This window comes from Bacteroides sp. NSJ-39, from assembly GCF_014287315.1.
Lineage (GTDB): Bacteria > Bacteroidota > Bacteroidia > Bacteroidales > Bacteroidaceae > Bacteroides > Bacteroides finegoldii.
This window is the reverse complement of the sequence record NZ_JACOOB010000002.1, coordinates 284648-300602: the sequence shown is the minus strand read 5'-3', so window position 1 is coordinate 300602 and position 15955 is coordinate 284648. Positions and strand designations below refer to the sequence as shown.

The 15955-nt window shown below is 42.3% G+C and carries 13 protein-coding genes; 4 read left to right on the top strand and 9 right to left on the bottom strand.

All coding sequences use genetic code 11. From position 1 onward, the window contains the following. Positions 1-11 precede the first annotated feature (11 nt). A complete protein-coding gene (locus H8S63_RS04045) occupies positions 12-968 on the top strand; it encodes an acetylornithine carbamoyltransferase (RefSeq protein ID WP_186925802.1) in 957 nt (318 codons plus the stop codon). Between the two features lie 199 nt (positions 969-1167). Here the strand turns inward: H8S63_RS04045 and H8S63_RS04040 are convergent, their stop codons facing one another. The 7 genes from H8S63_RS04040 to rpmH form a co-directional block, all read right to left on the bottom strand. After that, positions 1168-1560, bottom strand: a complete 393-nt coding sequence (locus H8S63_RS04040; RefSeq protein ID WP_186925801.1) for a rhodanese-like domain-containing protein — start codon at positions 1558-1560, stop codon at positions 1168-1170. Positions 1561-1571: 11 nt separating this feature from the next. After that, complete coding sequence (locus H8S63_RS04035) at positions 1572-2255, bottom strand: NigD-like protein (protein ID WP_186925800.1); 684 nt, start codon at positions 2253-2255, stop codon at positions 1572-1574. Beyond that, positions 2252-3400: an acyltransferase gene (locus H8S63_RS04030; RefSeq protein WP_186925799.1), complete on the bottom strand. Its 1149-nt coding sequence runs from the start codon at positions 3398-3400 to the stop codon at positions 2252-2254. Before H8S63_RS04030 ends, H8S63_RS04035 begins: the two co-directional genes overlap by 4 nt. Positions 3401-3407: 7 nt before the next feature. Further along, positions 3408-4382, bottom strand: a complete 975-nt coding sequence (locus tag H8S63_RS04025; RefSeq protein WP_055279549.1) for a D-alanine--D-alanine ligase — start codon at positions 4380-4382, stop codon at positions 3408-3410. Then, complete coding sequence (locus tag H8S63_RS04020; RefSeq protein ID WP_186925798.1) at positions 4379-5452, bottom strand: RluA family pseudouridine synthase; 1074 nt, start codon at positions 5450-5452, stop codon at positions 4379-4381. The genes H8S63_RS04025 and H8S63_RS04020 overlap by 4 nt, the downstream gene beginning before the upstream one ends. A gap of 25 nt (positions 5453-5477) precedes the next feature. Then, a complete protein-coding gene (locus H8S63_RS04015) occupies positions 5478-6125 on the bottom strand; it encodes a PASTA domain-containing protein (protein WP_186925797.1) in 648 nt (215 codons plus the stop codon). 142 nt (positions 6126-6267) lie between these two features. Then, positions 6268-6429 (bottom strand): 50S ribosomal protein L34, encoded by a 162-nt coding sequence (rpmH, locus tag H8S63_RS04010; RefSeq protein ID WP_005678985.1) that lies wholly within the window; start codon positions 6427-6429, stop codon positions 6268-6270. 191 nt (positions 6430-6620) lie between these two features. On the opposite strand from rpmH, the gene efp reads away from it, so the two are divergent. Beyond that, the gene (efp, locus tag H8S63_RS04005; RefSeq protein WP_007754996.1) at positions 6621-7187 is read left to right on the top strand and encodes an elongation factor P; all 567 of its coding nucleotides are present in this window, start codon (positions 6621-6623) and stop codon (positions 7185-7187) included. Positions 7188-7269: 82 nt separating this feature from the next. On the opposite strand, the gene H8S63_RS04000 is transcribed toward efp, so the two are convergent. Further along, a complete protein-coding gene (locus H8S63_RS04000) occupies positions 7270-8670 on the bottom strand; it encodes an alkaline phosphatase (RefSeq protein WP_186925796.1) in 1401 nt (466 codons plus the stop codon). A gap of 86 nt (positions 8671-8756) precedes the next feature. After that, positions 8757-10352, bottom strand: coding sequence for a DUF6377 domain-containing protein (locus H8S63_RS03995; protein WP_186925795.1), 1596 nt, complete (start codon positions 10350-10352; stop codon positions 8757-8759). Between the two features lie 264 nt (positions 10353-10616). Between H8S63_RS03995 and H8S63_RS03990 the strand changes: the two genes are divergently transcribed. Together H8S63_RS03990 and H8S63_RS03985 are read left to right on the top strand one after the other, a co-directional pair. Further along, a complete protein-coding gene (locus tag H8S63_RS03990) occupies positions 10617-12794 on the top strand; it encodes a glycoside hydrolase family 97 protein (protein WP_055279547.1) in 2178 nt (725 codons plus the stop codon). 86 nt (positions 12795-12880) lie between these two features. After that, positions 12881-15955 (top strand): TonB-dependent receptor, encoded by a 3075-nt coding sequence (locus H8S63_RS03985; RefSeq protein WP_186925794.1) that lies wholly within the window; start codon positions 12881-12883, stop codon positions 15953-15955.

Here is a 15955-nt window from a genome sequence, read left to right as displayed (position 1 = left end):
TAATAGATAAGATGAAGAAATTTACTTGTGTACAGGACATTGGCAACTTGAAATCGGCCATTGAAGAAGCATTTGAGATTAAGAAGGACCGCTTCAAATATGTAGAACTTGGAAAGAACAAGACATTGATGATGATCTTCTTCAACTCCAGTCTGCGCACCCGCCTCAGCACACAGAAAGCCGCGCTTAATCTGGGAATGAATGTAATGGTGCTTGACATCAATCAAGGTGCCTGGAAGTTGGAAACGGAACGTGGTGTAATTATGGACGGAGACAAACCGGAACATTTGCTGGAAGCGATCCCTGTAATGGGCTGCTATTGCGATGTAATCGGAGTGCGTTCTTTTGCACGCTTCGAAGACCGTGATTTCGATTATCAAGAGACAATCTTAAATCAATTTATTCAATATTCCGGTCGTCCGGTTTTCTCGATGGAGGCAGCAACCCGCCATCCGCTACAAAGTTTCGCTGACCTAATCACTATCGAGGAATACAAGAAAACAGCACGTCCCAAAGTAGTCATGACTTGGGCACCGCATCCCCGTCCATTGCCGCAAGCCGTTCCTAACTCTTTTGCAGAATGGATGAACGTCACAGATTACGAATTTGTCATTACCCATCCGGAAGGATACGAGCTGGATCCCCAATTCGTTGGTAACGCCAAAGTTGAGTACGACCAGATGAAAGCGTTCGAAGGAGCGGATTTCATATATGCAAAGAACTGGGCAGCCTATACGGGGGATAACTACGGACAGATATTGAGTAAGGATCGTGACTGGACAGTTAGCGAACGTCAAATGGCGGTGACCAACAATGCTTATTTCATGCATTGCCTGCCGGTTCGTAGAAATATGATTGTGACAGACGACGTGATCGAAAGTCCGCAATCAATTGTCATTCCGGAAGCGGCCAACCGTGAAATCTCGGCAACCGTCGTTCTGAAGAGACTATTGGAAGGATTGAAATAACAGAAATGTCATAAAGGCAATCTTTCAATACAGCTATTAAAGAGGATACTCCTCGACAAGAAAAGATAGTATCAAAACGCAAATTATCGCAGATTATTGCAATTATATTGATAGGTTAATCAACAACTCATTAAATTATTTCTGCGATAATTTGCGTTAATCTGCGTTTTATCATTCATTATGACACTCTCTTCTTGCATCACTTTTCTATTTCCTTACCAGCTTCCTGCCAGGAATTAAATCCTTTATCAAGCTCAAAGACTTTATATCCTTTCTTACTCAAAATAGCCGCTGCCTTCTTACTGCGCTTTCCACTACGGCAGTATACAGCCACCGGTCTGTCTTTCTGCAACAAAGAATCAGCCATCGAAGAAAAGGAGTCATCCATCACATTAATATTAATCGTTTTTGCGATATGTCCTTCCGAGTATTCGGCCAATGTACGGACATCCAGACGTTGCATACCCTCATCTTGAATGAGCGCATCGAAATCTTCCACATTCATTGACTCAAAATCTCCTTTCTGCTGACAAGAGAAAAGAGAAGAAAGAAATAAAAGCATTCCCACGACCAATTGATTCATTTTAAGCATATCATTCTATATTATTCAGTCTTACCCGGAGTATACTCAAATTCGTAATCCTCTATCACATCGGCTTCCTTGCCGTATGTATAATACCTGAATTTAATCTTAATCCCATCGGCAGGATGTTCCGATTCCGCATATTGCTTTAAAGGGACAGAAATATAAGCACGCCGGTTATAGTATTCTTCATCACTATCCGCATCATGATATAACAGCATATCCACAGATCTTGTTGTTTCCAGTTCTGACTTATCCTCAATTATGCCAAAAGTATGTCCTTTCCCGGTACTGACTTTCAAGTTAAGAATCATATTCAAATAATCCCGTCCAAGCCAAATACTGACAACCTCTACCGGATCTTTGCCTTCCTTATCCTTAAAGGCCGGATCGTCCTTCGGTTTAGGAGTCGGTGTGAGGAGCGACTGCAAAGAATAAATTTTAGCCCCTTCCTCCATCGTTTCATAGTTACTCATTACACGTCTGGCGGTATTCGGAGAAATCGTAGACCCCGTAAGATCTTGCGAAACAGGTAATATGTCCCCCTTATCGGGAATAAGTGTCCGTATCCTGCCATCATCACCCGCTTCTATCGTAACAAATTCCATTTTTACCGATGGATAATAATAGTCATCATCACCACAGGCAGCCATCAGGAGGAGTAATCCCCACAACCAGATCATATATAACTTTCCTATTTTCATCGGCAGGCAGCTAAATAATTAACTAACGGATTGGAATACATCAACAACAACTTCTCACGCAAGAAGTCTTCATCTTTATTCGGAATGTTTATCTTAGCCAGTTGTTGGTCAATATAGTTTATGAACCGCAGCTTCTCCTCTTCCGTATAGTTAGCAGCAAACGTTGTAGAACCATTCAACCAGTCGTAAGCGACATAATTTCCGGAATAAATCCGATAGTTACTATGAATACGACGGTCAATACTAGCGGAAATACGGGCAAACAGTTCCGGTTTCGGCAAAGAACGGTCCATGCGCAACAACTCGTCGTTCAGACAAGGAGCAACTTGAAAATGCACTCTTCCCTTGTATCCGAAAAGACCGGTTTTCATATTGATTAAATCGTCCTGCGTTGTTTTTTTATACCCTTCCACATCTCTCTTCAATTGGAATTCCTGCGCTTTCAGAAAATCACAGGGATCATATTCGTAGGATATAGCAAGAGGAGCAATATTCATTTCCAGCAGACGGTCTATCACATCACCTTCACCACCCATCGCCAGCATTTTCAAGACGCTGTCCTGTGTGCGGTCGTTGGAATCTTTTGCACGTCCTTCACGTTGGGCAATCCATATTGATTGTTTCTTCTGCGAAATAGTATGATGCATATAGCGCGACATTCGCGCCGACGATTCCAACATCTGCCTCATAGTCAGTGCACGCTGAACGATAAATGATTTATTGACACGCACCAATTTCTTAATCCACGGGTAAATCAGCAGATTATCGCCGATGGCAATCTCTACGGTATCCATCCCTTCATCAATCAGCAAGATAGAAAGAAAACCCGAATCAAGGATAATATCCCTATGGTTCGACATATAAGTATAGGCTATATTATGATCCGGTATACGCGAATGGTCTAATGTCAAAGAATCTGTATGTTCCTGCGCAATCTTCCACAAAATGCCATAACAGAACGCTTCCTGAAATTCACGTTTTGTCTTACAAGCACGCATCTTCTGTGCCAGCAGTTCGAATGGAACGTTAGGTATAACTCCGGCAACAACCTTTTGAAAAGCCGGATCAGCAATCAATTCTTCAAAGATCTGAGGAAGTTCCTCATCATTGTAAGAACGAATCTCATTAAACTCTGTCAGGTCCATAACGTGATTAAAATTTATTTTCGATAATATCAGTCATCACATCCTTTATATCCAGTCCGGCTGCACGCACCTGCTGGGGAATAAAGCTTGTAGCAGTCATTCCCGGAGTCGTATTCACTTCGAGAAGATTCAGTTTCTCACCGGCAGTCACAATATAATCCACACGGATAATACCGGAACAGCCCAATATATCATAGATAGCCGAAGTCAGTTTCTGCACGCGTCCGGTCAGTTCCGGGGAGATACGCGCAGGAGTGATTTCATCTACCTGACCGTTATATTTAGCATCGTAATCGAAAAATTCATTGTGGGTAACTACTTCCGTAGGTGGGAAGACGACCGATTTTTCCTTCGTCTTGTAGCAACCGCAAGTCAGCTCCGTACCTTCCATAAATGCCTCAACGATCACTTCTTCCGCTTCTCCGAAAGCTTTGACAATGGCAGGCTGGATTTGTTCTTTTGTCTTCACTTTTGTAACGCCAAAGCTCGAACCTCCCAGACTGGGCTTGATAAAACAAGGCAGACCGATCTTCTCTATTACATCTTCGTCGGAAACCGACTGTCCTTGACGCAGCAGCAACGATTCGGCAATACGTACGCCAAAAGCCTTCAAATACTGATTGCAGGCAAATTTATCGTATGTAATAGCAGCCGCCAATACTCCACAACAGGAATACGGAATGCGCAGCATATCAAAATATCCCTGCAGACGACCATCCTCACCCGGTGTGCCATGAATCGTAATATAAGCAAAATCGAACACCACCTTTTCCGTTCCGTTCGTAAAACTAAAATCATTTCTGTCCACCGGAACCTTGTTGCCGTCCGGTAATTGTACTTCCCAGCGGCGGCCTTCCATCTCTACAATGTACAAATTATACTTCTCCTTATCTATAAAGGAATAAATACCCTGTGCGCTACGCAGGGAAACTACGATTTCAGAGGTATCACCTCCTGCTACGATAGCAATGTTGCGTTTCATTCTAATTCTCTATTACTTATATAGCCTCTCCACTTCTCGATAAGCCGGGTCATGTCATCCGGAAGTTCGGAAGTAAAATGCATCTCTTCACCAGTGACGGGATGCACAAACCCCAACGTCATAGCATGCAAAGCCTGTCGGGGACAAGTGTCAAAGCAATTATTTACAAATTGTTTGTATTTACTAAAATGAGTACCTTTCAATATCTCGTGCCCCCCATAGCGCTCGTCATTGAACAGCACATGTCCGATATGTTTCATGTGGACACGGATCTGATGAGTACGTCCCGTCTCCAGGATACATTCCACAAGCGTGACGTATCCCAAGCGTTCCAACACACGATAATGAGTCACAGCGTGTTTGCCAACTGTCGGGTCGGACATCACTGCCATCTGCATTCGGTCTTTCGGGTTACGGGCTATATTCCCGATGATTGTTCCCTCATCCTGCTCCACAATCCCCCATACCAGGGCGCGATATTTACGTTTGGTAGTTTTATTAAAGAATTGGTTTCCCAGATTTGTTTTGGCGTCTGGTGTCTTGGCAATCACCAACAACCCCGAAGTATCTTTGTCGATCCGATGAACAAGTCCCACGTGCGGATCATTCGCATCATAATCGGGATTATCTTTCATATGCCAGGCAAGCGCATTGACCAAAGTGCCATGATAATTTCCATGTCCCGGATGTACTACCAATCCGGCAGGCTTATTCACCACCATCAAATAGGGATCTTCATAAACGATAGTAAGGGGAATATCTTCCGGGATAATTTCATTTTCGTAACGCGGACGGTCCATCATCACCGTGATAACATCCAGCGGCTTTACTTTATAGCTACTTTTCACCGGCTTGCCGTTGACCATAACGAATCCTCCTTCGGCAGCCTTCTGAATACGGTTGCGCGAAGCATTGACAATACGTTCGAACAGATATTTGTCGACTCTGACCATCGCCTGCCCCTTATCTACCACCACCCGGAAGTGTTCGTAAAGTTGGGACTCGTCACCGACCGGTTCTATATCATCCAAATCGTTCTCCAGTTCATCCGGAAGTTCTTCCTCTATCATGTGAGTCTGTTCTGTTAGTTATCCATTAAAACCAGCTATCTTCTTGTATGGAAGATGATTCTGATGTCACAGGAGTTTCTGTATCCACAGCAACATCGGTGGAGTCTTTCTCCATGCTCCCTGCCCCATCACCAACCATCAGTGTCAAAGAAGCTCCCATAGGAATCTTTTCTCCGGCGGTCAGTTGTCTTCCCTGATACTTCACGCCATACACCCAGTCTTTTTCACCGTTCACTAACTGGACCTGATTCAGTTTGAAACCGGCACTTAACAGTTTGGCTTGCGCCTGACGAAGAGAGCTATTGTCCGCTACATCAGGAATCATACGCAAAGGAACATCCAGCGTGTTTACTGTCAGATAGACCGTACGACCTTCTTTTACTTTCTCACCGGCTCCCGGCTTGAGTTCAAGCACGATACCGGCAGCCTTATCCTTAACGTATCTCGTATCAGAAACCGAACATACCAATCCATGATTCCGGAACATCTTTGTCGCCTCCTCCACACTCATCCCCTTCACATCGGGAACAAGCACCGATTCACCATGATGCGTGTACACATCAATCCATTTCAGCACGCCGAATACCATGACTGCCACTATCACAATCATAGCGGCAATATTCAACCAGAAAAATTTATTTGTTTTAAAAGAAAAGAATTCTCTAATAGTCATACGCATTGCTGTTTATATGCGCCAAAGATACGACAAAATAGTTGAATTTATAAAAAAGAGGTGATGAAAAGTTTGCTATAAACAAAAAGGCAGAGATTAAATTCCCCGCCTTTTTTGTTTCCCTGATGATAGATAAAAGTGGTTACCACTTCTGTCCGTTGTACTCATCAGAAACAGTCAGTTTCTTTCTGCCTTTTGCACGGCGAGCAGCCAATACTCTACGACCATTAGCAGATGCCATTCTCTCACGGAAACCGTGTTTGTTCTTTCTCTTTCTGTTAGAGGGTTGAAATGTTCTTTTCATTTTTGTATCTTGTTTTATGTTATTATTCTACGTAATCGGGCTGCAAAAATAGGCACTTTTTTTAAATTAACCAAGAGATAACTCATTTTTGCTCAAAAGTTTTTGTGTTTTTTACTGATTTAGATTACTTTTGCACTCGATTTCCGACGAAAACAATTAAATAACAATAATATAATAAGAAGAATAGCAGTATGATTAATGCTCAAGACATCAAAAACGGAACCTGTATCCGTATGGACGGAAAGCTCTATTTCTGTATAGAATTCCTGCATGTAAAACCTGGTAAAGGTAACACTTTCATGCGTACTAAACTGAAAGATGTAGTTAGCGGCTACGTTCTCGAACGTCGTTTCAACATCGGTGAAAAATTGGAAGACGTACGTGTAGAACGTCGTCCTTATCAGTTCTTATATAAAGAAGGAGAAGATTATATCTTCATGAATCAGGAAACTTTTGACCAGCATCCTATCGCTCACGACTTGATTAACGGTGTTGACTTCCTGCTTGAAGGTGCAGTATTGGATGTTGTTTCCGACGCTTCTACCGAAACCGTATTGTATGCGGATATGCCGATCAAGGTGCAGATGAAGGTTACTTATACAGAGCCGGGCATCAAAGGTGACACTGCTACCAATACATTGAAACCTGCTACTGTAGAATCAGGAGCAACAGTACGTGTTCCTTTATTCATCAACGAAGGTGAAACGATCGAAATCGATACTCGCGATGGTTCATACGTAGGACGTGTAAAAGCATAAGTTACATAGAACACAATAATAAAGAAAGCCGGAAGATCAATTGAACTTCCGGCTTTCTTTATTGTGCTTTGCACGGGCATTCTTATTTATATCCCGCCGCTTTGGCTATTCTCTTCGGTATTTCAGTATTATCTATCTTCTCACCGAACAAATGTGAACCGGCTCCAATAGCGAATACAGGCACAAAACCGGCAGAATGTCCGCCACTCACCCAGCCAACCATCGCGATCTCATCCATAACTTGTTTGGCACAAGCAGCCATAGGCTCGCTCTTCGAGTACATACTCTCGGCAAACACCACTTTATTCTTCACAAATGACTTTTCAAATTCGTCGTGCAACTTCTTTTCTTGTTGCCAAGAAATAGGTAATTGTTTCCAGAATCCCATTTCATTGCCAAGAAATTCTTTCATATCTTCCCAAGTCACTTTGTTACCTTTGGCTTTTCTCAATTCACTGATACGTTGAGAAAGTCCGTCAGCCGAATGTTTTTGAGATTGCAATGCTTTCAAGTTCAGTTCATATTTTCCGGTTCCCAATACGATACCACCTGTTTCGTGGTCGGCAGTAACGACTATCAGTGTTTCTTTCGGATGCTTCTTATAAAATTCATAAGCCACTTTGATAGCGTTATCCATATCTTTTACTTCATTGAATACGGTAGCTGCATCATTCGCGTGACAAGCCCAGTCAATCTTTCCACCTTCCACCATGAGGAAGAAGCCTTTATTCTTGCCTTTAGTCAAAAAGTCGATAGCGCTTTCCGTAATTTGCGCCAGCGTCAGATCATTCTCTTTGCGGTCAATGGCATAAGGCAGACATGACGGATTAGCCCCCTCTTCCTGAATGAGAATCATTTTTTCAGCCTTAGCTGATTTTGCTTTATAGTCATTGTAACCACGTGCCACTGTATATCCGGCTTCTTCAAAGATAGGAAAAATGCTTGGAGCCTCTTTCTTATCAAAAGAAGTTGTCGGTTTCAAGAATCCGCCACCTGCATAAAAGTCAAAATCAGATTTCGGCAAGTCAAGAGCAATCTCATAATACATATTACGATCCGGTTGGTGCGCATAAAATGCGGCAGGGGTAGCATGATCAACACTGACAGAAGTAGTGACACCGACTTTCTTACCGGCTTTCTTCGCCTTTTCAGCTACAGTTTGAATCGCATTCTTATCTTCCCCCACAGAAATAGCGTGATTATAGGTTTTCTTTCCTGTAGCCAACGCAGTACCTGCGGCGGCAGAATCGGTCACGGAATTAGTTGCAGAGAAAGTAGTCGCCATCGTGGCAACCGGAAATTGAGTAAACAACAAAGGCTCAACACCGATACGTCCGTTCCGAAGTTCCGCCTGATACATCTCCGTACCATTCACTTGGTTGACTCCCATCCCATCTCCAATGAAATAGAATACATACTTTGCCTGACCGTTGGCCACAACGGAAATAAGAACAAAGAACAATGTGTAGATTAACTTTTTCATTCTTTAGTAAATTTATATTAGATTAGTTAGTACCACCTACAAAGGTATAAAAAAAGGCTATTTCTGATGTTACAAAACAAATAATATTATAAATTCATCACGTCCTGTTCAAACCGTTCCTTATCTCCAGCGGCCCTATTGCGCATCCGGCTACGGTAATTATAGATCGTTGCCAATGAGTAACCCAAGAAATGAGCAATCTTATTACTGTCTACCACTCCCAAACGGATAAGAGCAAAAATACGAAGTTCGGTAGTCAGCAGTTCATCAGATTTCGGATATATCCGTCCCTCCTCTACCAACAAATCGTTGAAAGCGGAAATGAAATTCGGAAAAAGTTTCAGGAAAGACTTATCGAACTCATTATAAAACTCGTTTCGTTCATCTTTGATAAACTGCTCGGACTTTATAGCCTTAAACAAATCCTCAATCCGGGAAGCCATAGCCAATTTAGCCAATGAGCGGCGGTACATCTCCAACTTATCCAGATAGTTCACACATCTGTCCAAATAACGGGCGATATATACTTCTTTTATCTTGCCCGTCTGCTCCAGTTCTTTGTTCACAGCCAACATCTGTCGATTAGCCAAACTCAAATCACGACGCATAGCAGACAGTTTCTTCATCCAGCGATACAAAAAGAAAATAGCTATCAAAAGAAATAAAGACAACATACTGACACTAATAAGCATCGCTCTTGAAACGGCTTGTTCTTTCTCTTCTTTCAACTTATAAGCCTTATCGATAATCGGGAAAAACTCCGTCACTTCAATAAACCTCAAACGGGCATTGCAGGCTACGGCATCTTCCATCGAACAACTCAAGTACTTATAAGCACGGTCAATATCTCCTAGTTCATACATCAGATGTGCCAACTTTTGCAAAGAGGCATACTCCCTGACCGAAGATTCCAAATCTGCAATAGCTGTCAATATGAGATAATAAACTTCTTTCTCAAAATCCTTCTTCATACCGTACGCTTCAGACAATGTATAGTAGATATACACTTTCTGCCGTTCGTCAACCGCCTCTTTCAAAGCCTCATCAAGTATCACCAGAGCTGTATCCGCCTTACCACTGACGATACATTTCTCGGCCAGAACAATCGTTCTGTTGATTTCCGGTGACATTACACTAATAATAGAATCCCGGTATAAATCTGTTTTTTCGAGATATTTCTTTTTCGCTTCCTTATTAGTAGTGTAATCAGCCAGCCAACCATAACAAGCACGATAAGTCTGATAATAAGCCAGCAAGGTTTCTTTGTCCAGCTTCGTCGGATTCATCCTCTCCAATTCCTCAATAGCTTCAATATACATTCCCATTACCCCTAACACCGTTGCACGATCAATAATAATCTTATTGTCCAATTCAGGGCGATTCAGTTGCGGAAGCAACTCCTGCTTCTTATTTATATAATGAAGGGCAGAATCAGCCTGATAATGAAGATAAGCATCAAATAAGGAACCGTATAGACGATATTTGTCGGCAGAGGCATTTGAATGCGCCAATTGCAATTTCAAGCCTTCAATTTCCTTTTCTTTCTGAATCTGATAAGTCTCCTTTTTATTTATGATGTCGTCCAGCTTTTTAAGAGCTGCCACATTATCTGTCTGTTTTGCAAACATTGAAACAGAACCAACCAAAAGAAAAGACAATACACAATAGGCTATATTTCTCATAGGTTACTTTTTAAAGATGTCACAAATATAATGAATATAGTAATCACAATGAAATAGATAAGCCAAACTATTTAATTTCCACTTATATTTTCGCCGATTCCAAACAATAATATATAACTGATAATCAATTAAATAAAATCATAAAGCGGTTATATTTTTATTCTAAACACCTCTTCCGATTCAATAGGTCGCTACATTTGCAACATCCGAAATAAAAAGGAGTAGAAACATTAGTTAGCTTACAATTTAATACCAATAAATAAAATGAAAAAGAATCTTTTACTCATTGCATTCCTCTGTATTTCATTTATAGCGAATGCGCAGCAGAAACTAACTTCACCGGATGGAAATCTGGTAATGACCTTTCAGGTAAACAAGGAAGGTGCTCCAACGTATGATTTGATTTATAAAGGCAAAACGGTAATCAAACCCAGTACTTTAGGTTTAGAATTAAAGAAAGAAGACAATACCCGGACAGACTTCGACTGGGTAGACCGTAGAGATCTCACCAAACTTGACTCAAAAACAAATCTTTATAACGGTTTTGAACTAAAGGATGCAAAGACCGATACATTCGATGAAACATGGCAACCGGTATGGGGAGAAGAAAAAGAAATCCGTAATCATTATAATGAATTGGCAGTGACACTATACCAGCCAATGAATGAGCGCTCCATCCTGATCCGTTTTCGCTTATTCAATGACGGTCTGGGATTCCGTTACGAGTTCCCTCAACAAAAATCATTGAATTATTTCGTTATTAAAGAAGAACATTCCCAGTTTGCCATGTCAGGCGACCATACCGCTTTTTGGATACCGGGCGATTATGATACGCAGGAATATGATTATACTATCTCCCGCTTATCGGAAATCAGAGGGTTGATGAAACAGGCAATCACTCCCAATTCGTCTCAAACTCCTTTCTCACCGACAGGTGTGCAGACTGCTCTTATGATGAAAACGGATGATGGTCTTTACATCAACCTTCACGAGGCAGCCCTCATCGATTATTCTTGTATGCACCTCAACCTGGACGATAAAAACATGATATTCGAATCTTGGCTGACTCCGGATGCAAAAGGGGACAAAGGATATATGCAGACACCTTGCCATACGCCATGGCGTACTGTCATTGTCAGTGATGATGCACGCAACATCCTTGCATCCCGTATTACTCTCAACCTGAACGAACCATGCAAGTTACCGGACGCAACCTCTTGGGTAAAACCTGTGAAATATATCGGTGTGTGGTGGGATATGATAACCGGAAAGGGCTCATGGGCCTACACCGATGAGCTGACTAGTGTAAAACTGGGTGAAACAGATTATTCAAAAACCAAACCTAACGGCAAACATTCCGCTAACACCGCTAACGTAAAACGTTATATCGATTTCGCTGCCGCCAACGGTTTTGATGCAGTACTGGTAGAAGGATGGAACGAAGGTTGGGAAGACTGGTTCGGTAACAGCAAAGATTATGTATTCGATTTCGTCACTCCTTATCCCGATTTCGACGTAAAAGAGATTCATCGTTATGCCGCAAGCAAAGGTGTCAAAATGATGATGCACCACGAAACTTCCGCATCAGCCCGTAACTACGAACGCCATATGGATAAAGCTTATCAATTTATGGTGGATAACGGCTATAACTCTGTAAAGAGCGGTTATGTCGGCAATATTATTCCCCGTGGCGAGCACCATTACGGACAATGGATGAATAATCATTATCTGTATGCGGTGAAGAAAGCAGCAGACTACAAGATTATGGTGAATGCTCACGAAGCAGTACGCCCGACAGGTATCTGTCGCACTTATCCGAACTTGATCGGTAATGAATCCGCTCGTGGAACAGAATATGAATCATTCGGCGGCAACAAAGTATACCATACTACAATTCTTCCATTCACCCGTCTGGTTGGAGGACCGATGGATTATACTCCGGGGATCTTCGAAACACATTGCAACAAAATGAATCCGGCTAATAACTCTCAGGTTCGCTCTACTATCGCCCGCCAACTGGCATTGTATGTAACTATGTACAGTCCATTGCAGATGGCCGCTGATATTCCTGAAAATTATGAGCGTTTCATGGATGCCTTCCAATTTATCAAGGATGTAGCTATTGATTGGGATGAAAGTAAGTATCTGGAAGCGGAGCCAGGAGAATATATCACGATAGCCCGTCGTGCCAAAGGAACGAATGACTGGTATATAGGTTGCACTGCCGGAGAAAAGGGACATGAGTCTAAATTAAGCTTTGACTTCCTCGAACCTGGGAAAAAATATGAAGCTACCATTTATGCTGACGCCAAAGATGCAAGTTGGGACAAAAATCCGCAAGCATACGTTATCACAAAAAAGAAAATAAACAATAAAAGCAAACTTACACTGAAAGCTGCAATAGGCGGGGGATACGCCATCTCAGTCAAAGAGATAAAATAAGACCTTAAACAAGTTTAATTAAGATTCCATAGTTTTCAATAGGTATTCATATAGAAGTACTATTTTTGACGAACTTATTTAATAACATGAAAACAAAAAAAATGAATGAACCGGGTAAAATAATGCTGCTATTTTTAGTAGCCATTATGTTTACGGTACAGGCAGTTGCACAAAACCTGTCAGTAAGTGGACTCGTCCAGGACGGTACCACCGGAGAGGGAGTTATCGGAGCAAATGTAGTAGTTAAAGGTACTACCAATGGCACCATTACCGATCTGGATGGGAAGTTTAAATTACAGGCCAAGCAAGGAGACATCATTGTCATTTCCTTCATCGGATATAAGACACAGGAATTACCGGCCGCAGCACAAATGAAAGTTGTTCTGAAAGATGATTCAAAACAGTTGGACGACGTAGTGGTCATCGGATATGGCTCCGTTAAGAAAGAAGACTTGAGCGGATCAGTCGTTGCCATTAAAGCTGAAGAGATGAACAAAGGTGCAGTCACTTCACCCGAAGAACTGATCATGGGAAAAGTTCCGGGATTGGCAGTCGCTCAAGGTGACGGTGGTCCGGGTTCAGGTTCTACGCTACGCATCCGTAGCGGTTCTTCTCTGAATGCCAGCAATGACCCGCTAATCGTCATAGACGGAATCCCCGTAGCCAACAATTCAGCTCCGGGTACACCGAATGCTTTATCGACCATTAATCCGAATGATATAGAAACTTTTACCGTATTAAAAGACGCATCAGCAACGGCCATCTACGGTTCACGTGCATCAAACGGCGTTATCATCATCACTACCAAGAAAGGGACACAAGGAAAAATCAAGGTAACTTATAACAGCAGTTATACTTTCAAAGATCCTTATAAGCGTTTTGAAACGATGAATGCAGACGAGTTCCGTCAGGCAGTGACGAACCAATATGCCGAAGGCACCGCTTTAGGCGATGCAGCACGCAATCTGATTAATCTCTACCCTCAACAGTCTACCGATTGGCAGGATGCTATCTATCAAAGTGGTCTGAGCACCGACCAAAATATATCCGTAGCAGGAAAAGCAGGGTTCATGCCTTTCCGCGTGTCTTTAGGTTACAACAATGAACGAGGTACAATCAAGACATCCAAGTATGAAAGATATACCGCATCTGTCAATCTAAGTCCGAAGTTCTTTGATGATCATTTGAGGGTGGATATCAATGTAAAAGGAACGATTAACAAAAATCGTTTTGCTGATTCGGGAGCAGTAGGAGCAGCTGCTTTCTTTGACCCTACCAAACCAATCTATGGTATTGACACAGAAGACCCTACATACGGTAGTAATTTATATAACTATAACGGTTATTGGAACTGGAGCACCGGCAAGAATACTCCCAACACGCTTTCTTCCGCCAATCCGTTATCTTTACTCTACGATGTGGACAATGCGGGAACTACTAAACGAAGTCTCGGCAATATCCAGTTAGATTATAAAATACACGGATTAGAAGATTTGCATGCCAACTTGAACGTAGGTTATGACGTAGCAAAAAGCACAGGTGGAAACTATACCGTTCCCGGTTCTTTCCAAACAGCCAAAGACAGTGATTTCAAGAATATCGGACGTGGTAATGATTGGAACAATCTGCGCCGCAACCATCTGCTGGACTTTTATTTGAACTACGCCAAAAACATAGAATCCATTCAAAGCAATATCAATGTAATGGCCGGATATTCCTGGCAACATTTCTATTACAGAGACCTGAGTATTTACAAATCAAATGTTACCGAAAACCTGGGAACTAAAGAAGGATGGACTTATAACGACGATGAAGGACGTTACATACAAAACAATAACACTCCCTCACCTTGGGAAAATTATCTGGTTTCTTTCTTCGGACGACTAAATTACAACTTCAAAGAACGTTATTTGCTCACTGCAACGTTACGTCAGGACGGTTCCTCACGTTTCAGCAAGAGCAACCGTTGGGGACTCTTCCCCTCCGCAGCGTTGGCATGGAGCATTATCAACGAACCGTTTATGGAAAAGGCACGCGATATTATGTCCAACTTGAAACTGCGTGTAGGATATGGTGTCACCGGTCAGCAGGAGATTACCGATTATCTCTATATCACTAACTACTCGCTGGGTAACAATACGACTTCACAATATATGGGTTCATATCTGCTGAAACCGGATGGGTACAGCCCCGATTTGAAATGGGAACAGACTGCGACATACAATGTCGGCATCGACTACGGATTTCTGAACAATCGTATCAACGGTAGTATCGAATATTATCAGAAGCGTACGAAAGATTTATTGAACACAGTCAGCGTAGCGGCAGGAAGCAACTTTACCAATATGATAACAGCCAACGTGGGATCTATGAAAAACGAAGGTTTGGAATTCAATATCAATGCCGTAGCTATACAGACTAAAGATTTCTCTTGGGAATTAGGCTATAACGTGACTTGGAACACCAGCAAAATTACTAAATTGACCGCTACCTACAATCCGGATTATGAAGGAATCAATGCCGGTTCTGCTTCATACGGTAGTGGCACAGTACTACAAAAGCACCAGGTAGGTTATGCCCCCTCCACTTACTGGCTCTTCCAACAGGTATACGACGAGAATGGAAAACCGGTACAAAACGCAGTGGTAGACCGCAATAACGACGGGCAGATTACGAATGACGACCGATATATGACTAAAAAGAGTCCGATGGCGGACGTATACATGGGACTGAGTTCGCAGTTTACATATAAAAATTGGGATCTGGGCTTCAATCTCCGTGCCAGTATCGGGAACTATGTCTACAACGCCAGTGCAGCGGACAACGGTTCACTGAATGCTTTCTCCAATCAAGGATTTATCACCAATTATTATAAATCGGCAGTAGAAAGCACCGGATTCACTCTCACCAGTTCTACCGAGCAAAAAGCAAGCGATCTCTTTTTGGAAAAAGCTTCTTTCCTGAAGATGGATAACATTACTTTGGGATACACCTTCAAGAATTTGTTCACCAGCAAGTTATCCGGCCGTATCAGCGCATCGGTGCAGAATGTGTTTACTATCACCAAGTATTCCGGACTCGATCCTGAGTGCAACGCCATTGATCAAAGTCTATGGCCGCGTCCACGCACGTTCTCTCTCGGAATTAATCTTAACTTTTAA